22 protein-coding genes are annotated in these 25,117 nt (G+C 67.5%); 9 read left to right on the top strand and 13 right to left on the bottom strand.

The window, feature by feature from the left end; genetic code table 11:
• The first annotated feature begins 9 nt into the window (after window positions 1-9).
• The 5 genes from hydF to nuoE all read left to right on the top strand — a co-directional run bounded on the left by hydF (window position 10) and on the right by nuoE (window position 6,945).
• Window positions 10-1,230: a [FeFe] hydrogenase H-cluster maturation GTPase HydF gene (gene hydF / locus QZ647_RS02940; protein WP_291270744.1), complete on the top strand. Its 1,221-nt coding sequence runs from the start codon at window positions 10-12 to the stop codon at window positions 1,228-1,230.
• Window positions 1,223-2,305, top strand: a complete 1,083-nt coding sequence (gene hydE / locus QZ647_RS02935) for a [FeFe] hydrogenase H-cluster radical SAM maturase HydE (protein ID WP_291270743.1) — start codon at window positions 1,223-1,225, stop codon at window positions 2,303-2,305. Before hydF ends, hydE begins: the two co-directional genes overlap by 8 nt.
• A 126-nt stretch (window positions 2,306-2,431) precedes the next feature.
• On the top strand, window positions 2,432-4,612 hold the full coding sequence (locus QZ647_RS02930; RefSeq protein ID WP_291270742.1) for an NADH-ubiquinone oxidoreductase-F iron-sulfur binding region domain-containing protein: 2,181 nt from the start codon (window positions 2,432-2,434) through the stop codon (window positions 4,610-4,612).
• A gap of 9 nt (window positions 4,613-4,621) precedes the next feature.
• On the top strand, window positions 4,622-6,385 hold the full coding sequence (locus tag QZ647_RS02925) for an NADH-dependent [FeFe] hydrogenase, group A6 (RefSeq protein WP_291270741.1): 1,764 nt from the start codon (window positions 4,622-4,624) through the stop codon (window positions 6,383-6,385).
• Window positions 6,382-6,945, top strand: coding sequence for an NADH-quinone oxidoreductase subunit NuoE (gene nuoE / locus QZ647_RS02920; RefSeq protein ID WP_291270740.1), 564 nt, complete (start codon window positions 6,382-6,384; stop codon window positions 6,943-6,945). Before QZ647_RS02925 ends, nuoE begins: the two co-directional genes overlap by 4 nt.
• On the opposite strand, the gene QZ647_RS02915 is transcribed toward nuoE, so the two are convergent.
• Both QZ647_RS02915 and rsmI read right to left on the bottom strand, forming a co-directional pair.
• Entirely contained in the window at window positions 6,897-8,093 is a 1,197-nt protein-coding gene (locus tag QZ647_RS02915) for an MFS transporter (protein ID WP_291270739.1), read from the bottom strand. The genes nuoE and QZ647_RS02915 overlap by 49 nt on opposite strands.
• The gene (rsmI, locus tag QZ647_RS02910; protein ID WP_291270738.1) at window positions 8,093-8,941 is read right to left on the bottom strand and encodes a 16S rRNA (cytidine(1402)-2'-O)-methyltransferase; all 849 of its coding nucleotides are present in this window, start codon (window positions 8,939-8,941) and stop codon (window positions 8,093-8,095) included. The genes QZ647_RS02915 and rsmI overlap by 1 nt, the downstream gene beginning before the upstream one ends.
• Before the next feature lie 27 nt (window positions 8,942-8,968).
• Here rsmI and QZ647_RS02905 point away from each other — a divergent pair, with 27 nt between their 5' ends.
• On the top strand, window positions 8,969-9,379 hold the full coding sequence (locus QZ647_RS02905) for a hypothetical protein (protein ID WP_291270737.1): 411 nt from the start codon (window positions 8,969-8,971) through the stop codon (window positions 9,377-9,379).
• A 2-nt stretch (window positions 9,380-9,381) separates the two neighbouring features.
• On the opposite strand, the gene QZ647_RS02900 is transcribed toward QZ647_RS02905, so the two are convergent.
• From QZ647_RS02900 to typA, 3 genes are all read right to left on the bottom strand, one after another.
• Window positions 9,382-10,077, bottom strand: coding sequence for a YdcF family protein (locus tag QZ647_RS02900; RefSeq protein ID WP_291270736.1), 696 nt, complete (start codon window positions 10,075-10,077; stop codon window positions 9,382-9,384).
• 10 nt (window positions 10,078-10,087) lie between these two features.
• A complete protein-coding gene (locus QZ647_RS02895; RefSeq protein WP_366526150.1) occupies window positions 10,088-11,908 on the bottom strand; it encodes a S9 family peptidase in 1,821 nt (606 codons plus the stop codon).
• Between the two features lie 212 nt (window positions 11,909-12,120).
• Complete coding sequence (typA, locus tag QZ647_RS02890; RefSeq protein ID WP_291270734.1) at window positions 12,121-13,944, bottom strand: translational GTPase TypA; 1,824 nt, start codon at window positions 13,942-13,944, stop codon at window positions 12,121-12,123.
• Between the two features lie 144 nt (window positions 13,945-14,088).
• Here typA and QZ647_RS02885 point away from each other — a divergent pair, with 144 nt between their 5' ends.
• Entirely contained in the window at window positions 14,089-15,327 is a 1,239-nt protein-coding gene (locus QZ647_RS02885) for a type IV pilus twitching motility protein PilT (RefSeq protein WP_291270733.1), read from the top strand.
• Between the two features lie 50 nt (window positions 15,328-15,377).
• Entirely contained in the window at window positions 15,378-15,653 is a 276-nt protein-coding gene (locus QZ647_RS02880; protein ID WP_286353839.1) for an HU family DNA-binding protein, read from the top strand.
• Between the two features lie 33 nt (window positions 15,654-15,686).
• On the opposite strand, the gene QZ647_RS02875 is transcribed toward QZ647_RS02880, so the two are convergent.
• A complete protein-coding gene (locus QZ647_RS02875) occupies window positions 15,687-17,129 on the bottom strand; it encodes an aminotransferase class V-fold PLP-dependent enzyme (RefSeq protein WP_291270732.1) in 1,443 nt (480 codons plus the stop codon).
• 93 nt (window positions 17,130-17,222) lie between these two features.
• Here QZ647_RS02875 and QZ647_RS02870 point away from each other — a divergent pair, with 93 nt between their 5' ends.
• Entirely contained in the window at window positions 17,223-17,492 is a 270-nt protein-coding gene (locus tag QZ647_RS02870; protein WP_291270731.1) for a DUF493 family protein, read from the top strand.
• A 247-nt stretch (window positions 17,493-17,739) separates the two neighbouring features.
• On the opposite strand, the gene asnS is transcribed toward QZ647_RS02870, so the two are convergent.
• The 7 genes from asnS to QZ647_RS02835 form a co-directional block, all read right to left on the bottom strand.
• Window positions 17,740-19,041, bottom strand: a complete 1,302-nt coding sequence (gene asnS / locus QZ647_RS02865; RefSeq protein ID WP_291270730.1) for an asparagine--tRNA ligase — start codon at window positions 19,039-19,041, stop codon at window positions 17,740-17,742.
• Between the two features lie 65 nt (window positions 19,042-19,106).
• A complete protein-coding gene (locus QZ647_RS02860; RefSeq protein WP_291270729.1) occupies window positions 19,107-20,045 on the bottom strand; it encodes a chemotaxis protein CheW in 939 nt (312 codons plus the stop codon).
• The gene (locus QZ647_RS02855) at window positions 20,042-22,132 is read right to left on the bottom strand and encodes a chemotaxis protein CheA (protein ID WP_291270728.1); all 2,091 of its coding nucleotides are present in this window, start codon (window positions 22,130-22,132) and stop codon (window positions 20,042-20,044) included. The genes QZ647_RS02860 and QZ647_RS02855 overlap by 4 nt, the downstream gene beginning before the upstream one ends.
• The gene (locus QZ647_RS02850; RefSeq protein WP_291270727.1) at window positions 22,129-23,661 is read right to left on the bottom strand and encodes a chemotaxis protein CheW; all 1,533 of its coding nucleotides are present in this window, start codon (window positions 23,659-23,661) and stop codon (window positions 22,129-22,131) included. Before QZ647_RS02850 ends, QZ647_RS02855 begins: the two co-directional genes overlap by 4 nt.
• Before the next feature lie 3 nt (window positions 23,662-23,664).
• Complete coding sequence (locus QZ647_RS02845; protein ID WP_291270726.1) at window positions 23,665-24,276, bottom strand: hypothetical protein; 612 nt, start codon at window positions 24,274-24,276, stop codon at window positions 23,665-23,667.
• An 11-nt stretch (window positions 24,277-24,287) separates the two neighbouring features.
• Window positions 24,288-24,644, bottom strand: a complete 357-nt coding sequence (locus tag QZ647_RS02840; protein WP_285726717.1) for a response regulator — start codon at window positions 24,642-24,644, stop codon at window positions 24,288-24,290.
• Window positions 24,645-24,674: 30 nt separating this feature from the next.
• Entirely contained in the window at window positions 24,675-25,070 is a 396-nt protein-coding gene (locus QZ647_RS02835) for a PilZ domain-containing protein (protein WP_291270725.1), read from the bottom strand.
• Between the last annotated feature and the right edge of the window lie 47 nt (window positions 25,071-25,117).

The raw sequence follows: 25,117 nt of genomic DNA, 5'->3' as shown, positions 1-25,117 counted from the left end.
GGAAGCCCCATGCAGCCCGCGCCCCGCACCCTCCGCCTCCACATCGGCCTCTTCGGCCGCCGCAATGTGGGGAAGTCCTCGCTGCTGAACGCCCTCACGCGCCAGCAGGTCTCCCTCGTCTCCGAACAGGCGGGCACCACCACGGATCCCGTGGAGAAGCCCATGGAGATGCTGCCGCTGGGCCCAGTGCTCTTCGTGGACACGGCGGGCCTGGATGACGAGGGCGCCCTTGGGGGTCAGCGCATGGCCCGCACCCGCGCCGTCTTCGAGCGGGTGGACCTGGCCCTCCTCGTGGCCGAAGCCGGGGCCTGGGGGCCCTTCGAGGACGCCCTCCTGGCCGAACTGAAGCAGCGGGACATCCCCACCGTGGGGGTCCTGAACAAAGCCGACCTGGCGGCTCCCGTGGAATCCGAATGGGCTCGCATCGAGGCCCTGGGGACGCCCTGCGTATCGGTCTCCGCCCAGAGCGGCGAGGGTCTGCCGGAGCTGAAGGAAGCCCTGCTCCTGGCGGCGCCCGGCGGGTTCCTCGACTCCCGGAAGCTGCTCGCGGACCTCGTGCCCGCAGGACAGGTGGCGATCCTGGTGATGCCCATCGACTCGGAAGCCCCGAAGGGGCGCCTCATCCTGCCCCAGGTCATGGCCATCCGCGACCTGCTGGACGGCCACGCCCTGGCCCTGGTGGTGCAGGAAGGCGAGCTGCCGATGGCGCTGGAGGGGCTGAAGCGCCCCCCCGCCCTGGTCGTCACCGATTCCCAGGCCTTCCAGGGCGTCTCCGCCCGAGTCCCCGCCGACATCCCCCTCACCTCCTTCAGCATCCTGCTGAGCCGCTTCCACGGCGACCTGCGGGCTCAGGTGCGCGGCACCGTCGCCATCGACCGCCTCCGCGGTGGCGAGCGCGTGCTGGTGGCCGAAGGCTGCACCCATCATCCCGGCGACGAGGACATCGGCCGCGTGAAGATCCCCCGCTGGCTCGAGGCCAAGGTGGGGGCTCCGCTGCGCTTCGAGCACATCCAGGGGCGGGATTTCCCGACGGATCTCGCCCGCTACGCCCTCGTGGTCCACTGCGGAAACTGCATGGGCAACCGCCGCGAGATGCTGTCCCGCATCCAGCGCTGCGAGAACGCCGGGGTTCCCATCACCAATTACGGGTTGGCCATCGCCCGCGCCAAGGGCATCCTCGACCGCGCGCTGCGCCCCTTCCCGGAAGCCCTGGAGGCCCTGCATGGCTGACCTCGACCAGGGCCGCGTGAAGGCCTGGCTCATGGAGGACGACCCCGCCGCCCTTGACCACCTCTGGGCCGAGGCGGATGCGGTGCGCCGGGACCGGGTCGGCGACGAGATCCACCTGCGCGGCCTCATCGAAGCCTCCAGCTTCTGTGTGCGCGCCTGCCACTACTGCGGGCTGCGGGCTCCCGCCCGGGGGCTGGACCGCTACCGCATGACGGGAGAGGAGATCCTCGAGGCAGCCCGGGAGGCCCACCGCCTCGGCTACGGCAGCGTGGTCATCCAGGCCGGAGAGGACCCGGGCCTCGATCAGGCCTTCATCGCAGCGGCAGTGCGGGCCATCAAGGCCGACACGCCCCTCGCCGTCACGCTTTCCCTGGGGGAACGGAGCGACGAGGACCTGGCCGCCTGGAAGGCCGCGGGGGCGGATCGCTACCTGCTGCGCTTCGAGACCGGTGACCCGGAGCTGTACCACCTCATCCATCCGGACCTGCCGGGCCGGCCCAGCGACCGCCTGGCCCAGCTCCGCCGCATGCGGGGCATGGGCTACGAGATCGGCACCGGCGTGATGGTGGGCATCCCGGGGCAGACCTGGGACATCCTCGCGGCCGACCTGCTCCGCTTCCGGGAATTCGACATGGACATGCTCGGGATCGGCCCCTTCCTGCCCAGCCCCCGGACGCCCATGGGCGGGCCGGATGCCCCGTCCTACCTCGCCCTGCGGGATCAGGTCCCCAATGACGAGCTCACCACCCTCAAGGCCGTGGCCCTGACGCGCCTGCTCTGTCCCGAGGCCAACATCCCCAGCACCACCGCCCTCGCCACCCTCGACCGCGCCCAGGGGCGCGAGCTGGCCCTGATGCGCGGGGCCAATGTGGTGATGCCCAATGTGACGCCGGTGGGCTATCGCGTCCGCTACGAGATCTACCCCGGCAAGGCCTGCGTGAGCGAGACGGCCGAGGCCTGCCGAGGCTGCCTGGAAACCCGCATCCGCGCCCTGGGAAGGCGGGTCGGACGGGGCCCTGGGGGTCGCCTCAGAACAGAGTGTAAAGATTTAGCCGGATGTGATTTCCATCACTGACCTATCGGTCATCAATGAGCAGACTCCCTGTGCAGCTGATGTCCGGTCCGCGGTGTCGGGTCCCCACCCTCCACCGTCCTCCACATCTTTGAATCCACCCGTCCCGAGCGGGTGGCAGGAGAGTTCATGCCTCTTCCCGTGAGCGACTTCTACCGGTCCCTGGCGGACCGTGCCGTCCGGACCCTGGCCGACAGGGACCTGGAGAACCAGATCATCATCCAGGTGGGATCCGCCACCTGCGAGCACGCGGCGGGATCGCAGGCCGTGGCCGAGGAGTTCATCCGGCACATCCGGGCCTCCGGGCGGAAGGACATCGTCATCCACCGCACCGGCTGCACGGGCCGCTGCTCGCGCGAGCCCATCCTCGGCGTGCGCCTGCCCGGTCAGCTGCCCGTCAAGTACGAGCGCGTCAACCGCGACCTGGTCCACCGCATCTTCACCGAGCACATCCAGGGCGGCGTCCCGGTGATGAAGCATGTCCTGGATCACAGTGGCGAGGTGCTGCCCGAGCGCGAGTTCCTGTTCTGTGAAGGGGATCGCTGCCAGAAGGGCGGCGTGGACCTCCGCGCCCGGTTCCTGGACCTGCTCGCAGAGCATGGCGTCGAACCCCACCGCGTGGGCGTGGCGACCACCAGCTGCTTCGGGGCCTGCGGCCTCGCCGGCGGTCCCGCCGCCACCTACCTCCTGGCCCGCCCCGAGAAGATCCTCTATCGCGTGACTTCCGAGGCGGACCTCCTGGACATCCTCCAGGAGCATGTGCTCCAAGGCCGGGTGGTCGCCCGCCTGCGAATGCAGGAAGAGCCCATCGCCCTGGAGTTCCTGGAACGCTACGGAGATGTGGCGTTCTTCAACCGCCAGAGCCGCATCGCCTTGCGGAACGCCGGCGTCGTCGATCCCGAGAGCCTCGACGAATACCTCGGCTTCGATGGCTTCAAAGCCCTGGCCACCGTCCTGGAACGCCGCGAACCCGACTGGGTGATCTCCGAACTCACCAAGGCCCGGCTCCGGGGCCGCGGCGGCGGCGGTTTCCTCACGGCCACCAAGTGGACGCTCGCCCGCAAGCAGGCCGACGCCACCCGTTTCATCATCTGCAACGGCGACGAGGGCGACCCGGGCGCCTTCATGGACCGCTCCATGCTCGAGAGCGATCCCTTCAACATCGTCGAGGGCATGATCATCGGCGGCTTCGCCATCGGCGCGCAGAAGGGGTTCTTCTACATCCGGGCCGAGTACCCGCTGGCCATCAAGCGCATCGAGCAGGCCATCGGCGCCTGCCGCGCCCAGGGGCTGCTCGGCCGGGACATCATGGGCTCCGGTTTCGACTTCGACCTGGAGATCCGGCTGGGCGCGGGTGCCTTCGTCTGCGGCGAGGAGACGGCCCTCATCCGCTCCATCGAAGGTGAGCGAGGCCAGCCGAAGGTTCGTCCACCCTATCCCACGGATCGCGGCCTGTGGGGCCACCCCACGGTGATCAACAATGTGGAGACCTTCGCCAATATCTCCGCCATCCTGCGCTACGGCGGCGACTGGTATTCCCGCATCGGCACCGAGAAGAGCGGCGGGACCAAGGTCTTCGCCCTGGCGGGCAAGGTGCGCCACACGGGTCTGGTGGAGGTTCCGCTGGGCACCACGCTCTCCCGGGTCGTGAACGACATCGGCGGCGGCGTCTCCGGCGGCAAGCAGCTCAAGGCCATCCAGACCGGCGGCCCCGCGGGCGGCTTCATCCCCGCGGCCATGCAGGGCATGGAGGTCGACTTCGAGCCGCTGCAGAAGGCCGGCTCCATCATGGGTTCCGGCGGCATGATCGTCCTGAGCGAGGACGACTGCATGGTCGACATCGCGAAGTTCTACATGGCCTTCAGCCAGGAGGAGAGCTGCGGGAAGTGCACGCCCTGCCGGGAGGGCACCACGCGCATCCTCGAGATCCTGGAGCGCATCACCCTGGGCAAAGGAGAACTGGCCGACCTGGACAAGCTCGAGCGCCTGTCCCGCCTCTGCCAGCGCACCAGCCTCTGCGGGCTGGGCCGCGCGGCACCGAACCCCGTGCTCTCCAGCCTCAAGCACTTCCGGGACGAGTTCCTGGCCCACATCCAGGACAAGCACTGCCCCGCGAAGAAGTGCGTGGCCCTGATCCGCTACGAGATCAATCCGGAGAAGTGCATCGGCTGCACCATCTGCGACCGCAACTGCCCCGTGGAGTGCATCTCGGGCTCCCGCAAGGAGGCCCATGTGATCGACCAGGCCGCCTGCATCAAGTGCGGCAATTGCTTCGATGTCTGCAAGTTCGCCGCCATTGACAGGGTGTAGGAGTCTGCGATGTCCCAGATGATCAGCCTCAAGATCGACGGCGAACCCATCCTCGTGCCGGCCGGCACCACGGTCATGGACGCGGCGGAAACACTCGGCATCCACATCCCCCGCCTCTGCTACCACCCGGAGCTCAGCCTCGAGGGCAACTGCCGGGTCTGCGTGGTGCAGGTGGAAGGCTTCGACCACTGCCTGGCCTCCTGCGCCACCACCGCCTGGGAGGGCATGGAGGTCCAGACCAACAGCCCCGTCATCCGCGAGGCCCGCCGCGACATCGTGGAACTGCTGCTGGACAACCACCCCAAGGACTGCCAGACCTGCGACCGCGATGGCATCTGCGAGCTGCAGAACCTGGCCTACCGCATGGGCGTGCGCGAGCGGCACTTCGAGGGCAGGCGCAAGCAATTCCCCATCGATGACGCGGGGGCGTCTGTGGTGCGCAATGCGGAGAAGTGCATCCTCTGCGGCCGCTGCATCCGGGTCTGCGGCGAGGTGCAGGGCGTGTTCAACCTCAGCCAGCACGGCCGCGGCTTCACCACCGTGGTGGGCCCCGCCAACCTGGCTCCCATGGACGAGAGCGCCTGCATCCAGTGCGGCCAGTGCGTGAGCGTGTGCCCCACCGCCGCCTTCCTCGAACAGGATCACACCGAGCGCGTCTGGAAGGCGCTTGGATTCCCCCGGACGGACAAGCATGTGGTGGTCACCACCGCCCCCGCGATCCGGGCCGCCCTCGGCGAAGCCTTCGGGCTGCCCATGGGCACGCCGGTCACCGGGAAGATGGTCACGGCCCTGCGCCGCATGGGCTTCGACGCCATCTTCGATGTCAACTTCAGCGCCGACCTCACCATCATGGAAGAGGCCCACGAGCTGCTGAAGCGCCTGGAGGGCGGCGGCCCCCTGCCCCTGCTCACCTCCTGCAGCCCCGGCTGGGTGAGCTTCCTGGAGAAGTTCTATCCCGAGCTGATCCCCCACATGTCGAGCTGCAAGAGCCCGATGCAGATGCAGTCCACCCTCATCAAGACCTACTACGCACAGCAGAAGGGGTTGGATCCCAAGGACATCTATGTGGTGTCCGTCATGCCCTGCGTGGCCAAGAAGTTCGAAGCCGCCCGCCCCGAGCATGTCCTCGATGGAAATCCCACCACGGACGCGGTCATCACCACCCGCGAGCTGGCGCAGATGATCAAGTCCTACGGCATCGACTTCACCCGCCTGCCCGACAGCGACTTCGACCACCCCCTGGGGACCTCGTCGGGAGCTGGCGATATCTTCGGCGCCACCGGCGGCGTGATGGAGGCGGCGCTCCGCACGGCGGCCTTCAAGCTGACCGGGAAGAACCTCGGCAACCTGGAATTGACCGAAGTCCGCGGCGTCACCGGCGAGATCCGGGAAGCCTCCGTGACCCTGGCCGGGAAGACCCTGAATGTGGCCGTGGCCAACGGCCTCCAGAACGCCAAGGTCCTCCTGGAGGCGGTGAAGCGCGGCGAGAAGGACTATCACCTCATCGAGATCATGGCCTGTCCCGGCGGCTGCATCTGCGGGGGCGGCCAGCCCTACCCGCCCATCGGCACCTACACCCTGAACCACGACCTGGCCCACGCCCGCGCCAAGGCCCTCTACAGCATCGATTCCGCCAAGATCCTGCGCTGCAGCCACGACAACCCCGATGTGCAGAAGCTCTACGCCGACTTCCTCGGCGAGCCCCTGAGCCATCGGGCCCATGAGCTGCTCCACACCCACTACACCGCCCGCACGCCCCGGGGGATCCGATGAGCGACTGCTGCCCCTGCTCCACCGACAACTGGCCCGAGCTGGAACGCGGTTTCCGCGCCATGCTGCCCGAGGACATCCTCGCCTTCATCGATGCCCACCGGCACCAGGAGCACAGCGAGAGCCTGCTCATCGCCACGCTCCATCAGGTGCAGGCCCACTTCGGTCACCTGGGCCCCGGCCACCTCGAGGCCGTGGCTCAGCTCATGCAGATCCCCTTGGCGAAGGTCACGGGGGTCGCCACCTTCTACCACTACTTCCGGCTCCAGCCCCGCGGCAGGTACCTCATCAATGTCTGTCTCGGCACGGCCTGCTATGTGAAGGGCGCGGAGAAGGTGGCCCAGAAGCTCCAGGACGAGCTGGGCATCCGCTTCGGCGAAACCAGCAAGGACGGCATCTTCAGCCTCGAGAGCACCCGCTGCGTGGGCACCTGCGGCCTGGCGCCCGTGGTGATGATCGGCGACGAGGTCCACGGACCGCTCACGCCCAGCCAGGTGCCCGGTCTGCTGGAGAGCTACCTCGCCCGCGCCGCCGAAGACCTGGTGGCCGAACCGTCCCGCTGAGCCAGCCGCATCTCCACCACGCCGGTGCTCAGGGGCACCATCAGCACGCCCGCCGCCAGGGCCACCACCCCGTGCCAGCCCGCCAGGTGGTAGGCCTGGCCGCTGAGGGTGATGCCCGCAGCGCCACCCAGGTAGTAGAAGAGCACATAGAAGGCATTGGCCCGGCCCCGCCCGGCGCTGAGCTTCCGGTTCAGGGCCCCGGCCGCCGAGGCGTGGAGGGTGAAAAAGCCGGCGCAGATCAGGCCCAGGGCCGCGGCCATGGCCCAGCCCCGGGGAACCAGGGTGACCACGAGCCCCGCCCCGAAGGTCAGCGCCCCCGCCACCATGGCCGTGCCATTGCCGACGCGGTTGCTGAGGCGCCCCGCCAGCGGCCCCGCCACCACGCCCACGAGGTAGGAGAGGTAGAGCAGGGTCACCGCCCGGGTGGACCAGTGGAAGGGCGCGCCGTGGAGGTAGAACGGCATGTAGTTGAAGACCGACGAGAACACGAAGAAGGCCCCGGCGCTCACGCAGTAGAGGCGGAACAGGTCGTGCCGGAACAGCACATCGCGGAACCGCACCGTCTCGGCCCCGCGGATCTCGTCGTGGCGCTCTCTGGGCAGCCCGGCATGGGCCGCCAGGGTGGCCGCCAGCAGCAGGCCCGCGGCGACGAGGAAGGCCCAGCGCCAGTGGGCCGGCGGCAGGATGAACCCGCCCAACAGGCGACCGGAGAGCCCCCCGACGACCGTGGCGGACACATAGGAACCCATCACCACATTGAGCCGTTCCGCGGGCATCTCCCGGGCCAGGTAGGCGGCCAGGCAGGTGGTGAGGGCCGGCACGAAGAGCCCCTGCAGGAACCGCGCGGCCACCAGCAGCGGCAGGGTGGGCGCCAGCGCGGAAGCCACCCCGGCGATCGAGACCACCAGGCCGCCCGTGAGCAGGATGGGGCGGATGGGCAGCCGGTCCGCCAGCGCCCCGAAGGGGAGGTTCGCCACGGCGATGCCCAGCACCACAGCCGACACCGTCATCGAGGCCGCGCCCTCGCCCACCCCAAAGGTCTGCCGCAGCACCGGCAGCACCGGCTGAGGAATGTAGACCGTGGTGAACACCGCACTGACCAGCGCGAACACCAGCCACTGGAGGCGGGTGGCGGGGTCCTTCGGCATCAGAGCTCCGCCGCCAGCCGGTAGATCTCCGAAGCAGACACGCCCAGGTGCTTGGCCAGGGGCTTCACGGCCTCGCGGAGGGTCATGCCGCCTTCCCGGGCGGCGGCGAGGTAGGCCTCGGCCCAGGCCGGCAGCGCGCCCTCGAAGGTGGCCTCGCTTTCGGTGACCAGGCGCTTCGCGTCGGCCCCCGCCAGCACCAGCACCATCTCCCCGCGATCCTCGCGGCCGAGTTGGGCCTTCACCTGGGCGGGTGTCCCGCGATACCAGGTCTCGTGGAGCTTGGTCAGCTCCCGGCCCAGGGCGATCTCCCGGTCCGCCAGCAGGGCCTCCAGATCCGACAGGGTCTCGTGGATGCGGTGGGGCGTCTCGAAGACCACGACGGTCTCCTCCTCCGCGCCGAGCTTCTTCAGCAGGGTGCGGCGGGGCTCGCTGCGGTTGGGCAGGTAGCCCCAGAAGCTGAAGGCGTGGCTGGGCAGGCCTGAGGCCACCACCGCCAGCAGCACGGCCGAGGCCCCGGGCAGCACGGTCACCTTGGCCCCGGCGGCCCGGGCGGCCCGGGCGATCTCGAAGCCGGGATCGTTGATGCCGGGCATGCCCGCATCGCTGCAGTAGGCCACCGTGCGGCCCGACATCAACTCCAGCCCCAGCCGCTCGAAGGCGGCGGCGCCGGCGTGGTCGTCGAAGCGCAGCATGGGCTTGTCGATGCCGAGATGCTTGAGCAGGCCCCCGGTGCGCCGCGTATCCTCGCAGGCCACCAGGTCGGCCTCGGCCAGGGCCTCCTTGGCGCGATCCGTGAGATCCCCGAGGTTGCCGATGGGCGTAGGAACGAGAATGAGGTGACCGGTCATGTCTCCATCATCGGATAAGCTTTCGCCATGCGTCGCCTCCTTTCCGTCGTGTCTCTGGTCGCCCTGACGGCCTGCGCCACCCCAGACCACAACCTGACCTATCCCCGAGGGTTTCCTGGCCTCCGGGGTGTCATGAATCACCTCCCGGATGGCCGCTGGCAATTCGTGCTCGAACTCCCCAATCCCCACCGGCGGACGGTCTATCGGGTCGAATCCCTGGAACCGCTGGATATCAAGGTGGAGCAGGACGCGCCCTGGAGTCGGGCCGTCTGGATCGTCGATGCGGGCCGGGTCGACGGGATCAAGCCCTTCCAACTGAAGCTGTGGGCAGATGGGGATGACTTTCCCATCCAGGTGGGCTTCCCGAAAGACGGCCGGGACTACCGCCACGAGGCAACGGCCTCCCTGATCTTCTTGAGCCTCGCTCCGCGACGCTGAAATCAGGTCACGCGCTTCAACTGGCTTTCACTCCGGATCAGGCGGCTGTAAGCCATGCCGGTGTGGTACCAGTGCAACAGGAAGGCCTCCAGGAGAGCCCGCCCCCAGCGGCGGGGACCTCGCTCGAACGGGGGGCCATCAGGGGCGGGAGTGCAGCGCACCTCCAGGTCCAACCCCCGGGCGGTGGCCCCGGCCCGGGTGAGGTGCAGCGGGTCCGTGACCAGCAGCAGGGTCCGCCACCCCTCGCTGCGCAGGTGGGCCCGCACATTGAAGAGGTTTTCGAGGGTGTGCTGACTGCGGTCTTCCAGGAGGATCGCCGTCCCGGGGACGCCCCGGGCCAACAGCCAGTCCCGCCCGGCCTCGGCCTCGCTGCGCAGCGCCGTTCCGGTGGTTCCTCCGGCCACGATGATCCGCGGGGCGAACCCCTGCCGCCAGAGCCCCTCGGCGTGGGCCAGCCGCGCCTCGAAGACCGGCGTCAGCGCATTGGCTTCCAGCTTCCGGCCCAGCACCAGGATCGCATCCGAGGCCGCGGGTTCCTCGCCGTGAGCCCCCCGGAGCACCTGCCGCAGCCGGAACAGCACGGGCAGGCCCAGCAGGCCGAACCCCGCAAGCAAGGCCAGCCCCAGTGAAGCCGCCCCGCCCGGTCCCAGCTTCTGGCGGAAGCTGGCGCGGGGCGGGGCGTGGTAGGGAGTGTTCATCCCCCCCAGTCTAGGGCTTCAGGTGCTTGGCCAGGAACCGTTCCATGGCCTCATAGAAGGCGAACCGGTTCTCCTCGTTGCGGAACCCGTGCCCCTCATTGTCCTTCACCAGATACTCCACCTCGACGCCGCGCTTCTTCAGGGCCTCGACCATCTGATCGCTTTCGGCCTTGTTCACGCGGGGATCCTTGGCCCCCTGGGCGATGAAGAGGGGGGTCTTGATCCGGTCGGCATGGAACACCGGGCTGGCGGCCTTCAGCAGGTCCTTGTCCTTCTCCGGATTTCCGACCATCTCGTACATCATGTCCAGGAAGGGCTTCCAGTAGGGCGGGATGGTGGTCATGAAGGTGAAGAGGTTGGAGACGCCCACATAGTCCACGGCGGCGGCGTAGAGGTCCGGCGTGTAGGTGATGCCCGCCAGGGTGGCATATCCGCCGTAGCTGCCGCCGTAGATGGCCACGCGCTTGGGATCGGCGATGCCCTGCTTGATGAGCCACTGCACGCCGTCGGTGACATCATCCTGCATGCTGCGGCCCCACTGCTTGAAGCTGGCTTCCCAGAACGACCGGCCGTACCCGGTGGAGCCGCGGAAGTTCATCTGGAATACCGCGTAGCCGCGGCTGGCCAGGAACTGCACCTCGGGGTTGAACCGCCAGACATCGCGGGCCCAGGGGCCGCCGTGGGGATTCACGACCACGGGCAGGTTCTTGGCCGCCTTGCCCTTGGGCAGGGTCAGGTAGCCGTGGATCGTGAGGCCGTCGCGGGAGGCGTAGGAGACGGGCTTCATCTCGGTGAGATCGGCTTCCTTGAGCCAGGGGGCCACCTCCGCCAGGAAGGTCAGCTTGCCCGTCGCCTTCTCGAACAGGTAGCGCTTGCCCCGGGTGCGGTCGCTGGTCGTGGAGACGATGACCTTGTCCTCGGCCTTGGTGTAGGGTCCGAGCACGATGTCGTAGCCCGGCAGCTGGGCCTGGACCTTGTCGAACACGGCCTTGGTCTCGGCATCGAGGAAGTGCCGCTGGGTCTTCCAGGTGGTGTAGGAGATCTCCGTCAGGACCTTCCGCTTCTTTGAAAAGCTCAACCCGGTGACATCCACATCGGGGCGCTCGAAGAGGAGCTTTCCCTCCTTGGCGGTGGCTGGGTCGAATTCGAAGATGGCCGCCTTGTCGCGCCCCCGGTTGGAGGCCACATAGAGCTTCTTGTTGTCGAAGGTGAAGAAGAGCGGCGCCAGCGTCTCCTTGAAGTTCGTGGTCAGGATCGGCTTGAAGGGGTCCTGCTCCTTCTCCCGGTACAGCAGCGAGCTGTTGACGCCATCGGTGGTGGTGGCGATCCGCACCCGTCCGGCGTGATCGGTCACCCAGCCCGTGATGTTTCCGGGGTTCTGGGCCACGAGGGTCTCCTTCCCCGTCTTCACATCCACCCGGTAGACATCAAAGACCCGGGCATCCCGGCGGTTGTGGGAGAGCAGCAGGTGCTGGTCGTCGTTCTCGAGGTCATCCACGATCTCGGCGCGGAGCTTGTCCCCGGGGGTCAGGTCCTTCAGGTCCTTCCCGGCCAGGTCAACGCTCACCACATGGAAGTTCTCGTCTCCACCGAAGTCTTTCACATAGAGGATCCGGTCGCCCTTCCAGAAGTAGCCCGAGATGTCCCGGGCGGTTTCGGAGGTGACGCGGGTCTCGCCCCCCCCGGCCAGGGGCCGCACGAAGACATTCAGGCGGCTCTGATAGGGCGCCACCCAGGCCAGGTGCTTGCCGTCGGGCGAGATCGAGAACCCCGTCTTCTCGGGGTTGCGGAAGAAATCCTGGAGGGTGGGCGGCGCCGCCGTGGCGGGCATCGCGCCGATGGTGCAGCACAAAGCCAGGCCCACGAGAATGGACCGGATGGGAACCCGTTGCATGGGACCTCCGAAAAAGGAGCTGTTCATCGGGAGGACGAACCTCCGGTGGGGATACTCGGAAAGCCTACGCGCCTCCCGACCGGGCCGGTTAGCCCCAAAAAAAGACGCGCCCGGAAATATCCGGGCGCGAATCAATCATTTCCAAGCCTTCAGGCGTCGGAACGCTTCTCGGATTTCTTCCGCTCGTTGGTGTCCAGCACGCGCTTGCGCATGCGGATGAAGTTGGGGGTCACCTCCACCAGCTCGTCGGCCTCGATGTATTCCAGGGCCTGCTCCAGGGTGTGCTCCCGCGGCGGGGTGATGCGGGTGGCTTCGTCGCTGCCGCTGGAGCGCATGTTGGACAGCTTCTTGGCCTTGGCCACATTCACCACCAGGTCATTCTCCCGGGCGTGCTCGCCCACGATCATGCCTTCGTAGCACTTGGTGCCGGGCTGGATGAAGATGACGCCGCGCTCTTCCAGATTCATGAGGGCGAAGCCCACGGCCTCGCAGGTCTCCATGCTGATGAGCACGCCGTTCTTGCGGCCGACCAGCTCGCCCTTGTGGGGGCCGTAGTGGCTGAAGAGGCTGTGGATGAGGCCTTCACCGCGGGTGTCGGTCATGAACTCGTTGCGGAAGCCGATGAGGCCGCGGCTGGGGATCTTGAAGTGCAGACGCAGTCGCCCGCCCTCATTGGCCATGTCCTGCATCTCGGCCTTGCGGTTGCCCATGTGCTCCATGGTCACGCCCATGTAGGCCTCGGGAATGTCGATGGTGACATCCTCGTAGGGCTCGAGCTTCTCGCCCTGCTCGTTGGTGTGCAGGATGACTTCGGGGCGGCTCACGCACAGCTCGAAGCCCTCGCGGCGCATGCTCTCGATGAGCACCGAGAGGTGCAGCTCGCCGCGGCCGCTCACCTTGAAGGAGTCGGGGCTGTCGGTGTCCTCCACGCGCAGGGCCACATTGTGCTGCAGCTCCTTCTGGAGGCGCTCGCGGATGCGGCGGCTCTGGATGAACTTGCCGTCCTGGCCGGCGAAGGGCCCGGCATTCACCATGAACATCATGGTGATGGTGGGCTCGTCGATGTCCACATACTCCAGCGCCGCGGGGCTCGCGGCATCAGCGATGGTCTCGCCCACGCGGATGTCCTCGATGCCGGCCAGGGCCACGATCTCGCCGGCGCTCGCCTCCGACTGCTGGATGCGGGAAAGGCCCTCGAAGCCGTAGAGCTGGGTGACCTTGTGCTGCTGGATGCTGCCGTCCCGCTTCACCAGGGCCACGGTCTCGCCCACCTTGATGCGGCCGTTCACGATGCGGCCGATGCCGATCTGGCCGACGAAGTCGCTCCAGTCCATGAGGGTGACGAGCATCTGCAGCGGCGCATCGGGGCTGCCCGTGGGATGGGGGCAGTGCTTGACGATGGTGTCGAAGAGGGGATCCAGGTTCTCGCTGGCGTCGTTCATGTCCAGCATGGCGTAGCCCATCTTGGCGCTGGCGAAGACGCAGGGGAAATCCAGCTGCTCCTCGGTGGCGCCCAGCTCGATGAGCAGGTCGAAGACCTGGTCCTGGGACCACACGGGGCGGGCGCCGGGGCGGTCCACCTTGTTGATGACCACGATGGGCCGCAACCCCAGGGCCAGGGCCTTGCGGGTGACGAACTTGGTCTGGGGCATGGGGCCGTCGAAGGCGTCCACCACCAGCAGCACGGAATCCACCATGCTCAGGACGCGCTCCACCTCGCCGCCGAAGTCAGCGTGGCCGGGGGTGTCCACGATGTTGAAGCGGTAGCCGCCCCAGTGCAGGGAGGTCGTCTTGGCCAGGATCGTGATGCCGCGCTCGCGCTCCTGGTCGTTGCTGTCCATGGCCCGTTCCTGGACGCGCTGGTTGTCGCGGAACATGTGGGCGCCCTTGAACAGGGCATCGACGAGGGTGGTCTTGCCATGATCGACATGGGCGATGATGGCGAGGTTGCGGATCTTTTCGAGAGGCGTCATCAGACTTCCTGGTTGGCCCGGGCAAAGGTCGGGCAGAACCCTCGATTTTACCAGACCTCGCGCTGTTTTCCGAGCATGGATTGCAAGCCCCTTCCTTTCGACGGCAGGGGGTCTAAGATAAGCGGACCCTCCCCGGGAGAAGCCATGCACATCAATGAACTGCTCACCGTGGTCTGCGAGCAGGGCGCGAGCGACCTCCACCTCAAGGTCGGCAACCACCCCATCGCCCGCATTAGGGGCAAGCTCACCCCCATGACCCAGTTCAAGCGGCTGGTGCAGGAGGACACCATCGCCATGGCCTACGCCATCATGGCCAGCGACAAGCAGAAGGCGAAGTTCAAGGAGAACCTCGACCTCGACATCGCCTATTCCGTGCCGAGTCTGGGGCGCTTCCGCTGCAACATCTTCAACCAGCGGGGCACCGTGGGCCTGGTGCTGCGCGTCATCCCCCGGAAGATCTACACCATCGACGACTTGATGCTCCCCAAGGTCCTGAAGACCATCTGCGAGGAGCAGCGCGGCCTGGTGCTGGTGACGGGCACCACGGGCTCGGGCAAGTCCACGACCCTGGCGGCCATGATCGACCTCATCAACGCCACCCGCACCGAGCACATCCTCACCATCGAGGACCCCATCGAGTATCTGCACCGGGACAACCTCAGCATCGTGAACCAGCGCGAGGTCGAGGCCGACTGCCGGACCTTCTCCTCGGCCCTGCGCGCCGCCCTCCGCCAGGATCCCGATGTGATCCTCGTGGGCGAGATGCGCGACCTGGAGACCATCGAGACGGCCCTGCACGCCGCCGAGACGGGCCACCTGGTCTTCAGCACCCTGCACACCCTGGATGCCACGGAGACCATCAACCGCGTCATCTCCGTCTTCCCGCCCCACCACCAGAAGCAGATCCGGCTCCAGCTGGCCGCGGTGCTCAAGGGCGTCATCTCCCAGCGCCTGGTGCCCCGGGCCGACGGCCAGGGCCGCGTGCCCGCCGTGGAGGTCATGGTGGCCACCGAGACCGTGCGCAGCTGCATTGAGGACAAGGACAAGACCAAGATGCTGAAGGATGTCATCGCCTCCGGCACGGCCCAGTACGGCATGCAGACCTTCGACCAGAGCCTCTATTTCCTATTGCGCCAGGGACTCATCACCGAGGAGGAGGCCCTGCTCCGGGCCACCAATGTCGGCGAGTTCAAGCTCCGCCTCGAGGGCGTCATGGCCACGGCGGACATGGCTCGGTCGAACATGGAGCGCGGCATGTCCATCGCCCAGGGACAGGGGCGCGAGGCCCCGGCGGCCATGCCCCCCACCATCCAGACCCCGGCTCCCGGGATGCCCATGGCCATGCCCCCAACCACCGATGTGAAAATCACCCTGGCACGCTAGACGCACTTCCTCGTATTCTGGCTCTCCCAATCCCTGGCCCGAGGTCGCTGATGATCAAGATTGACATCGCCAATTCGCTGATGAAGGTTCACCCCTGCTCCCGCGCCACCGCCCTCCAGGTGGTGGACCTGCTCACCGAGCGCCTCAAGGACGCCCTCCTCAACGGCCACCGCATCGAAATCCGCGGCTTCGGCGTCTTCGAGCCCCGCCCCCGCAAGCGCGGCATGGGCCGGAACATCAAGACCGGCGCCAGCGTCCAGATCCCCAAGGGCAAGAGCATTCGCTTCAAGCCGGGCAAGGACCTGCGGGAGATCGAAGTCAAGTAGAGCCCGGTCAACTAGGGCTCGGACAAGCCGGGGTCAGGCCAGTCCGGCTGCCGCCGCCTGGAGCCTCTCCAGGGTCTCGTCCACCTGCTCGCGGTGGGTACGGGCGGCCAGGATCGCCATGCGCAGGTAGAAGGCGCCGTTCAGCCGGGTGCCGCTGAGGAAGATCCGGCCCTCCGCCGTGAGCTGCTGCAGCAGGGCCTGGTTAAAGGCATCCACCTCTCCCGAGGCGGGCAGGAAGCGGAAGGCCAGGACGCTCAGCTGGGGTTCGGGCCCCGGGTCCACGCCCGGCATCTCCCGGAGCCGCGCATGGGCATACCGGGCCAGCAGGAGCTTCTCGTCGAGGGCCGCGCGGAAGGCCGCCGCGCCGTGCAGCTGGAGGGGCAACCAGAGCCGGAGAGCCCGGGCGTGCTTGCTGAATTCCAGGGTCGTTTCGGAGGGGCTCAGCTCCTCCAGGTCCTCGGGCGGGGAAGGCAGGTAGTCGGCCCGGAAGGCATGGGCCTTCCGCAGGGGATCCAGATGGCGCACCAGCACGATGCCGAGACCCAGGGGCGTGAACAGCCCCTTGTGCGGGTCCAGCACCAGACTGTCGCTGCGCTCCAGCCCGCGGAGCGTGGCCTGGCCGGACTCCGTCAGGGCGAACGAGGCCCCGTAGGCCCCGTCCGTGTGCATCCACAGGCCATGCTGCTGCGCCAGGTCGGCGCAGGCCTCCAGGGGATCCACGGCCCCGGTGTTGGTGGTTCCGGCGGTGGGCACCACCAGCCAAGGCCGGAGACCGGCGCGAAGATCGTCCTGGATCGCGGCTTCCAGGGCCTCGGGCCGCAGGCGGAAGTCGGCGTCCGTGGGGATGCTCCGCACGGGCGACTCGTCCATGCCCGCCACCCGGAGCGCCTTCACGATGCAGTGGTGGGCCTGATCCGACAGGTACACACAGGCCTTCGGATAGTCCGCGGCCTTCAGGCCCGCGGCTTCCCGGGCCGTGCAGATGCCCACCAGGTGGGCCATGCTGCCGCCGGCGGCCAGGTTGCCCGAGCTGCCCTCGGGGAGGCCCACCTCGTGGGCCAGCCAGCTGATCACCTGGTTTTCCATCCGCACGGCGCCCGGCCCGGCGAAGAAGTAGGCCGCGTACCGGTTGGTGATCGCCGCCAGCAGGTCGCCCAGGGCGCCCGCGAACAGCGATGAGGGCGGAATGAAAGCCAGATGCCGGCCCGAGGCCCCATTCGCCCCCACGCCGTCCACATGCTCGGCCAAGGCCTCCAGCACCTGCGAGAAGGGCCGCTCCGCCTCAGGAATGGGAAATCCAGCCAGGCCCGCCCCCGGCCGGTCCTTCAGCACGAAGGCGGGCGACTCCGGAAGCGCCTGGAGGAAGGTCTCGCCATACTGCCGGGCGGCCTCCCACAGCGGGGCGCGCTCCCCGGCGCCGGGGTCCAGCTTCCGGGACTGCGCTTCCAGGTCCTTCAGCCGTTCCAGCACGGGCATCCCTCCAAGGCGGCCAAGGCGGAAGGGTGCGGGAATCCCACCCTCTCCCTGGACCTCGGACGCTCCAGCGTAGCAAACGGTAAGATGGATGCCATGGATGCCTGCCCTCGCCCCGAGATCACCTACCCCGTCCGCGTTCCCATGAAGATCATCGGGCGCCAGGAAGAGCTGCGCCCCGACATGGTGATGGAGCTCATCCTCGCCCACCTCGGCCCCCAGGCCGAGGGCGACGAACAGCACACCGCCAACTGCAAGGGCAGCTTCATCAGCTACACCTTCTGGGTCACCCTGCCCCACGACAAGGCCGAGACCCCGCTGCGGGAGGCGATCCAGAAGCTGCCCGGGGTTGTCATGCAGCTGTGAGGGCCCGTTCGGCCGGCCGAAAGGGCACGACACTCACAGAGGCACGCAAAGACAACAGCGAATGTGGAGAGCAGCCCCAGAGAGGCCTTCCTTCGCGAATCCTCGTTATCCCGCCTTCTCTCAGCGAGTGTTGTTAACAGCCCAATCCGCGCGCTGCGGATGAAGCGTCCCTATCATACGGGGGCACGGAATGGTCTCGCGCACATGCAGCGAGGGACGAAGCGGGGCGCGGTGTCGTGGCCGGGTGCTATGGCCTGAGCGTCCCCATCATGCGGGGGTACGGAATGGTCTCGCGCACATGCGGCAGCTTGCAGATCCAGGCCACGGCGCGTTCGAGGCCCATGCCGAAACCCGCGTGGGGGACGCCGCCGTACTTGCGCACATCCAGATACCACTCGTAGTCGGCGCGGTTCAAGCCCTCGTGGTCGATCTGGTCCAGGAGGTACTGGAGGCTGGAGGCGCGCTCACCGCCGCCGATGACCTCGCCGTAGCCCTCGGGGGCCAGCAGGTCGGCGCCCAGGGCCAGCTTGGGATCCAGGGGATCCGGTTCCATGTAGAAGGCCTTGAAGGCCTTGGGGAAGCGGTGCACCCACAGGGGCTTGTCGGTGGCGTTCATGAGGATGGTCTCGTCATCGTTGCCGAAATCCTCGCCCCACTGGATGTCGCTGCCCAGGGTCTTCAGCTTCTCCACGGCCTCGGTGTAGGTCATGCGGTCGAAGGTGGTGTTCAGGGCCGTCTCCAGGGGCGCGAGGTCGCGCTCCAGGATTTTAAGCTCCTCCTGGCGACCCTCCAGCACACGCTGGATGAGGAACTTGGTCATGCGCTCGCCCAGGGCCATCACATCGTCCAGATGGGCGAAGGCCACCTCGGGCTCCACCATCCAGAACTCCGTGAGGTGGCGGCGGGTCTTGCTCTTCTCGGCCCGGAAGGTGGGACCGAAGCAGTAGGTCTTGCCGAAGGCTGCGATGCCCGGCTCCTGGTAGAGCTGGCCCGACTGGCTGAGGAAGGCCATGCCTTCGTGGAAGTATTCCGTGCCAAAGAGCGTGCTGGTGCCCTCGCAGGCGCTGGGCGTGAGGATGGGCGCGTCCAGCAGGGTGAAGCCGTCGCCGTCGAAGAAGTCGCGGATGCCCTTCACCAGGGTGTGGCGGATGCGGAGAATGGCCCACTGGCGCTTGCTGCGCAGCCAGAGGTGCCGGTTCTCCATCAGGAACTCGGTGCCGTGCTCCTTGGGGGTGATGGGATAGTCCTGGCTGCCGCCGATGAGCTCCAGGGACTTCACCAGCAGCTCAGGCTGGCCGGTCTTGGGGTGCAGTTGCACGACGCCGGTCACAGTGATGGCGGATTCCTGGGTAAGCTTCCCGGCCAGGTCATAGCTCTCGGGATCCGCCTCGGCGGCGCCGACGACGCACTGGACGAAGCCGGAACCGTCCCGCAGGTCGATGAAGCGGGTCTTGCTGGTGCGGGCATTGCGGACCCAGCCCCGCAGCCGGACGGTCTCGCCGACCTGGCCGGCGAGGAATCGGACTTCGGTGAAGGGCTGGCTGGTCACGGGGGCTCCTGAGCCTAAAACCCTATTGTGCCCGGGGATGGGCAGCGGCTCCAGGGCTGGAGAGGCTACTTGTCCTTCCGGTCGGAGCGGAACTTCCCCGAGATCGCCACTTGCATGCCCTTCAGGTGCGCCATGACCCGCTCCAGCTTCTGGCGGGCGATGTCCTGGAACTGGACCTGCTGGATGAGGGTGAAGACCGCATCTTGAAGATCCTGGTTGGTCCGCTCCAGGTCGGCGATGGTCTGCTCGTGGCCCTTCAGCTTGCCGATGCCCGCCTCCTGCTTGAGGTAGGCGAGACCCTGGAAGACCTTGTCCGCGCCCGCCAGCATGGCCTCCACGCGATCCAGGACCTTGGCCATCTCCTGCTCGGTATAGGAGACCGAGGACTCGATCTGGGGCAGCACGCGATGTTCGCCCTGCTCCTTGGAGGGGGCCAAGGCGATGAGCCGGCGAAGATCCTCGTCCAGCCGCTCCTCCAGGTTCCGAGTGGCCAGGCCCTGCCGGCCCTGGCCACGGACGGTTCCCTGGGCGGCCACCAGGGCCGCGTCCAGCAGGGTCACGACCCGCTCGCCCTGGACGATGAAGCCCGACACCCAGGCGCCATCAAGGCCAGCCAGCAGCGGACTGGCCGGGACCAGATCCTCCGCAGGCACGCTCACGACCGCATCCACGGCATCCACCAGCAGGCCGGTGGGCTGGCCTTCCAGGTCCAGCACGAGGATGGTGCCGACCTTGGAGGCGTCCAGACGCGGGAGGGACATGCGCAGGCGCAGGTTGACCACCGGCACCACCCGGCCTCGCAGGTCGAGGATGCCTTCCACGGACCGGGGCATGTGGGGCAGCTTGTTCAGCTCCCGGAAGGGGCAGATCTCCGCCACATGGTTCAGCGGCAGGCCGTAGGCCCGGTCATTCAGGAAGAAGGTCATGAACCGCTGTTGGGCGGTCTCGTGGCCCTCGGCGTGGGCCCGCGCCTCGGGGGGCGAAGGGGCGGCGCCCAGGTTCACACGGCCTCCTGGACGGCGAGCTGCAGGAGTTCAGCAGGGTCGAGGATCAGCACGACGCCGCCATCGCCCATGATGGACGCGCCGCTGATGCCCGGCAGGCTGGCGAGGTACGGCGCCAGCGGCTTGATGACGACTTCCTGGCGGCGCACGAAGGCATCCACGATGATGCCCATGCGGCGCCCCGCGGAAGCGATCACCACCACGGAGAGGCCATCCTCATCCGCGGCATCGGCGGCCGTCGTCGAGCGGAGCAGGGTCCGGAGCCGGGAGACGCCCAGCACCTCGCCGCGCAGGTTGATGGCCTGACGGCTGGTGAGGTGGGAAAGGCTCTCGGGAGGAACGATCAGGGTCTCCTCCACGGCCGTGCCGGGGATGGCGAAGACCTGGCCACCGCTCTTCACCAGCAGGGCGTCGATGATGGCGAGGGTGAGCGGCAGCTTGATGGTGAAGATCGAGCCCTTGCCCACGGTGGAACGGACGCCAACGCGGCCGTTGAGCTTGCGGACATTGGAGCGCACCACATCCATGCCCACGCCCCGGCCCGAGATGTCGGTCACCTTGGCGGCCGTGCTGAAGCCGGGGGCGAAGATCAGCTCGATCACCTCGTCGTCGGCCATGGCGTCGGCCCGATCCTGGCTGAGCAGGCCCTTCTCCACGGCCTTGGCGCGGATGACGGCCGGATCGATGCCCTTGCCGTCGTCCTCGATCTCCACCACCACGCTGTCGCCCTCGTGGCGGGCGCGCAGGATCACCGTGCCGACCTCGGACTTGCCGGACTTCACGCGGACTTCCGGGGATTCGATGCCATGGTCCGCGCTGTTGCGGATGAGATGGATCATCGGATCGCCCAGCTCCTCGATGATGCTCTTGTCGATCTCGGTATCCTCACCGGTCATGTGCAGGTCGATCTTCTTGCCGCTGGCCTTGGCCAGATCCCGGAGCATGCGGGGGAACTTGGAGAAGATGGTCTTCACCGGCACCATGCGGATGCCCAGCACGGAAGCCTGGATCTCCTTGCTCACATGATCGAGGTAGACGGAGGCATGGGCCAGTTCCTTGGCCACGCCCGCGGCCGGATGGCCGTTGACCTGGGGCACCAGGCGCTCCACCAGGTGGCTGATCATGGTCTTGCTGATGATCAGCTCGGCCACGATGTTCATGAAGTGCTCGAGCTTGGCCTGGCTCACACGGATGGTGTCGGAGGCGCCCTTGTCGTCCGCGGCGCGGCGGCCCGTCTTGCGGCGATCCTCCGCGGCAGGGGCGGCGGCCTCGGCCGAGCCCCCCAGCTCCAGGGGAAGGATGGTGACCACCGCATGGGTCACCGCCCCGAAGACCTTGCGGATCTCCTCGAGGGGTTCGCTCGCCTCGATGACCATGACCAGGTCCAGGTGGAAGTTCCGGGGCTCGAAGCTGTCGAGATCCACCAGGGGCTCCCGGGGGATCATCTGCCGGTACAGCAGCCGGCCCACCAGCTCCACCATCTGGAAGAGGGAGAGGGGATTGAAGGCCGTGCCGTAGATGGCGGAGTCCAGTTCCGCGTGGATGCCCACCACCGACTTGCCTTCGGCCAGGGCGGCCTCGCCGGCCTTGCGCCCGACCTCGTCCAACCCCTGCAGGAGTGCGGGCAGATGCAGGTTCCCCTGGGCCGCCGCCTGGGGTACGGCCGCCGCGGCAGCACCGCCCTTGCGGATGACTTCCAGGCTGCGGATGAGCTCGCTGGGATCGGGGTCCTCGGGCTCGCCCTGTTTCCGGACCTGGATGCGGACATCGTCCACCAGGACCTTGAGCATGTCCACGGTCTCGAAGAGCAGCTCCATCACGCGCTCGTTGAGCTCCATGCGGGACTTGCGGAGGTCGTCCAGCACGCTCTCGCCGACATGGGCCAGGGCCTGGACCTTCTGCAGGCCCAGGAAGCCGGCGGCGCCCTTGATGGTGTGCACGCTGCGGAAGATGGCATTCAGCAGGTCCAGGTCGCCCGGGGCTTCCTCGAGGGCGAGGAAGTTGGTCTCGATCTGCTCGAAGTGCTCCTGGGCCTCGACGAGGAAATCCTCGTAGAAGCTGGGATCGTCGAGGGCGAAGTCGCTCATGGCTCACCCATCTTGTTGGCCGTGGTCCGGCGCCCCTGGAGTCCCTGGAGCTGTTCGGTCTCGGCGTCCGTCAGAAGCTGCTGCAGCTCGAGCAGGAAGATCATGCCGTTGTCGAGCCGCGCCACCTTTTCGATGTAGCGGTTGGCGCCCACGGCCGTGACGGAGGGCGGGGGTCCGAAGCGGTGCAGCTCCACCGGCCGCACTTCATCCACCGCGTCCACCACCAGGCCCGTGAATACCCCGCCGATGCTGGTGATGAGGATCCGGGAGATGGAAGTGGCCTCCACGCGCTCCAGGCCGAACCGCGTGCGGAGATCCACCACGGGCATCACCTCGCCCCGGAGGTTCAGCACGCCATCCACGAACTGGGGGGCCCGGGGCACGGGGGTGACTTGGCCCACCATGATGATTTCGCGGACCTCATGCAGTCGCAGGCCGTAGTTTTCGGGGCCGAGGCGGAACACCACCAGCTCGAGGCTGGGAATCGATTCCTGGACGCGTGCGTCGGTGAGGCCGAGGCCCTGACCCATGGCCGCGATCTTCTCCTGATCGTCGCCCGTGATGATCTTCAGGACATTGATGAGGCTCACCATGCGCCCCGGCAGCAGCAGGATGCCTTCCAGGTGCTCCCGCTCGGCCTCGGACAGGGTCTGGGGCGGCGGCAGCGTCTGGCCGTCCTGCACGCGGAGGATCTCCTGGATCTCGTCCACCACCACGCCGATCCGGGCGGAGCCGAAGGAAAGCAGCACCACCATGTCGCGCTTGCGCTCGGTGTCCCCCTGCTGGATGGACAGGATCTCGGACAGGTCGATCAGCGGCATGACCTGATCCCGGAGGCAGATGACCCCGAGGACATAGTCCGGCGCATCCGGGACCTTGGTGACCGCGGGCAGTTCGACGATCTCCTCCACCTGCTGGAGGGCGATGCCGAAGGATTCGACGCCGAGGCGGAAGGTTACGAAGGGCCGACCGTCGGCTTCGGCCTCTTCCTCGAAGTCCTCGGAGCCGATGGCCAGGGCCCCGGCCATGCCCAGATCCTCGAGCTCCGTCCGGCGGCTGAGCTCGGAGCTGTCCAGCAGCTTCTCCAGGTGGATCAGGGTGATCAGGCGGCTCCCCACCGTGACCATGCCCGCCAGATACTCGGACCGGATGCCCGCGACCAGGGGCGGGGTCTCGCGGATCGTGTGATCCTCCAGCCTCACCACCTCGGCCACGGAATCCACCTGCAGGCCCGTGGGCCCGCTGGCCAGGCGCAGCACGATGATGCGGGTCTTGGGGGTCGGTTCCTGGGACGCCAGGTGGAAGCGGATCCGGCTGTCGATGACCGGGATGATGAGGCCCCGGAGGTTGATGACGCCCAGGATGAAGCTGGGGCTGCCGGGCACCGGGGTCACATCGGAACGGTGGGTGATCTCCTGGACCCGGTCGATGTCCAGACCGAACTCCACCCCATCCAGGGTGAAGGTCACCAGCTGGCCCGATGGGACCAGTTCGCTGGCGAGAAGGGCCTGGGTGGTCTCGGCGGCCATGACTTACCCCTTCTTCTGCTGCTTGAAGGCCTCCACCACGGAATCCGCGTGGGCCTTGTTCTCATCGGGCGTGGTGCCGGTCTGGGCGATGGTGTGGCTGATGGAGGGCCGTTCGGCGTCGCTCTTCAGACCCGTGCCCAGCAGGTCCACGATGTAGTCGTGGATCTGGCGCAGGTGGTGGACGATGCGCTCCAGCTTCTGCCGGGTGATGTCCTGGAACTGCATCAGGTCCATGGCCTCGAAGACCTTGTCCTGGATCTCCTTGCCCGCGCTCATGACCTCGTGGATGGCCTTCTGCACGCCCGGGGTCTGGGCGCCCTCGTGGCGCATCATGTCGGTGATCAGCTGCTGCTGCCGGGACACCAGGCGGCTGATCTGATCCAGCTGGTCCATGACCTTGTTGGACTCCCGCTCGGTCACGGCCGTGACCGTGTCCAACTCGGAGATCACATGGCCGGCGCCATCCTTGTGGGGTTCGGAGGAAGGCGTGGCCGGTGCAGGGGCCGGTGCCGCAGCCGCCACAGGAGGTTCGGCCGGAGCTTTCGCCGCGGCCTTGGCTTTTTTGGAAGGCTTGCCGCCTCCGGCGAGGAGGGCGTCGATCTCTGACTGGTCCATAAGGCTGCTCCCTACCCCAGGAGGGATTCGATCTTTTCCTTGAGGGTCTCCGGGGTGAACGGCTTCACCACGTAGTTGTTCACGCCGGCCTGGAGGGCCTCCACGATGTCCTCCTTGGCGGCGTTGGTGGTCACCATGAGGATCGGAATGGCCGGATTCTGGCCACGCACGGTCTTCACGAACTCGAGGCCATCCATCTCCGGCATGTTCCAGTCGGTGATGATCATCTCCACACCGCCCTGGCCGAGCTTTTCCAGCCCGGACTTGCCGTTTTCACCTTCCACCACATCGGTGTAGCCGATGCGGGACAGGGTGTTGATGATGATGCGCCGCATCGTCGAGGAATCGTCCACGATGAGGATCTTCACGGGGGCCTCCTAAAGGGTGGGAAATCAGGGTCAGAGGGGGGACGGGGGGGCGGAGGCCGCCACGAACTTCATGAGCGCTTCGAGGTCATCCGGGTACACATTCTGGAACTTGACGCCCAGTTCGTAGCCTCCTTCGTCCAACTGTTCGACGCGGACCACGGTGCCCAGGGCGACCAGGGGGCGGACATCGGCCTCCTGGGCGGGACCGAAGTGGTTCTGGAACCGGCCCCAGCCGGGCACACGGATCTCCAGCTTGAGGAGGGTTCCCAGGGGGTAGGCCCGGGGGGAGTCAACCAAGAGCCCCCCGATGGAGACATCCCGGTAGCTGCTGACGGCGGGGGTTTCGCCCTTGTGGAAGCTGAGCTCCTGGAAGCTCAGGGCGGCTTCCATGGGAATCCTTTGGTAATGTCGCCTTTCCTGGCTCATGGGCGTCCTCAGATGGGGCATCGGAGCGGGGGGAGCCCGACTTGAAT

It is taken from the genome of Geothrix sp. (assembly GCF_020622065.1).
Classification (GTDB): domain Bacteria; phylum Acidobacteriota; class Holophagae; order Holophagales; family Holophagaceae; genus Geothrix.
The sequence above is the reverse complement of the archived record's forward strand: the minus strand, read 5'-3'. Positions and strand labels throughout refer to the sequence as shown.

Bases quoted from the DNA above. Each gene is read 5' to 3' on its own strand.
- QZ647_RS02850 (WP_291270727.1), bottom strand. From the start codon at position 23,661: ATGGCCGCCGAGACCACCCAGGCCCTTCTCGCCAGCGAACTGGTCCCA.
- QZ647_RS02925 (WP_291270741.1), top strand. From the start codon at position 4,622: ATGTCCCAGATGATCAGCCTCAAGATCGACGGCGAACCCATCCTCGTG.
- QZ647_RS02905 (WP_291270737.1), top strand. From the start codon at position 8,969: ATGCGTCGCCTCCTTTCCGTCGTGTCTCTGGTCGCCCTGACGGCCTGC.
- QZ647_RS02855 (WP_291270728.1), bottom strand. From the start codon at position 22,132: ATGAGCGACTTCGCCCTCGACGATCCCAGCTTCTACGAGGATTTCCTC.
- QZ647_RS02835 (WP_291270725.1), bottom strand. From the start codon at position 25,070: ATGAGCCAGGAAAGGCGACATTACCAAAGGATTCCCATGGAAGCCGCC.
- QZ647_RS02930 (WP_291270742.1), top strand. From the start codon at position 2,432: ATGCCTCTTCCCGTGAGCGACTTCTACCGGTCCCTGGCGGACCGTGCC.
- QZ647_RS02885 (WP_291270733.1), top strand. From the start codon at position 14,089: ATGCACATCAATGAACTGCTCACCGTGGTCTGCGAGCAGGGCGCGAGC.
- QZ647_RS02870 (WP_291270731.1), top strand. From the start codon at position 17,223: ATGGATGCCTGCCCTCGCCCCGAGATCACCTACCCCGTCCGCGTTCCC.
- rsmI (WP_291270738.1), bottom strand. From the start codon at position 8,941: ATGACCGGTCACCTCATTCTCGTTCCTACGCCCATCGGCAACCTCGGG.
- QZ647_RS02900 (WP_291270736.1), bottom strand. From the start codon at position 10,077: ATGAACACTCCCTACCACGCCCCGCCCCGCGCCAGCTTCCGCCAGAAG.
- typA (WP_291270734.1), bottom strand. From the start codon at position 13,944: ATGACGCCTCTCGAAAAGATCCGCAACCTCGCCATCATCGCCCATGTC.
- QZ647_RS02880 (WP_286353839.1), top strand. From the start codon at position 15,378: ATGATCAAGATTGACATCGCCAATTCGCTGATGAAGGTTCACCCCTGC.
- QZ647_RS02915 (WP_291270739.1), bottom strand. From the start codon at position 8,093: ATGCCGAAGGACCCCGCCACCCGCCTCCAGTGGCTGGTGTTCGCGCTG.
- hydE (WP_291270743.1), top strand. From the start codon at position 1,223: ATGGCTGACCTCGACCAGGGCCGCGTGAAGGCCTGGCTCATGGAGGAC.
- QZ647_RS02845 (WP_291270726.1), bottom strand. From the start codon at position 24,276: ATGGACCAGTCAGAGATCGACGCCCTCCTCGCCGGAGGCGGCAAGCCT.
- hydF (WP_291270744.1), top strand. From the start codon at position 10: ATGCAGCCCGCGCCCCGCACCCTCCGCCTCCACATCGGCCTCTTCGGC.
- QZ647_RS02875 (WP_291270732.1), bottom strand. From the start codon at position 17,129: ATGCCCGTGCTGGAACGGCTGAAGGACCTGGAAGCGCAGTCCCGGAAG.
- nuoE (WP_291270740.1), top strand. From the start codon at position 6,382: ATGAGCGACTGCTGCCCCTGCTCCACCGACAACTGGCCCGAGCTGGAA.
- QZ647_RS02895 (WP_366526150.1), bottom strand. From the start codon at position 11,908: ATGCCCGCCACGGCGGCGCCGCCCACCCTCCAGGATTTCTTCCGCAAC.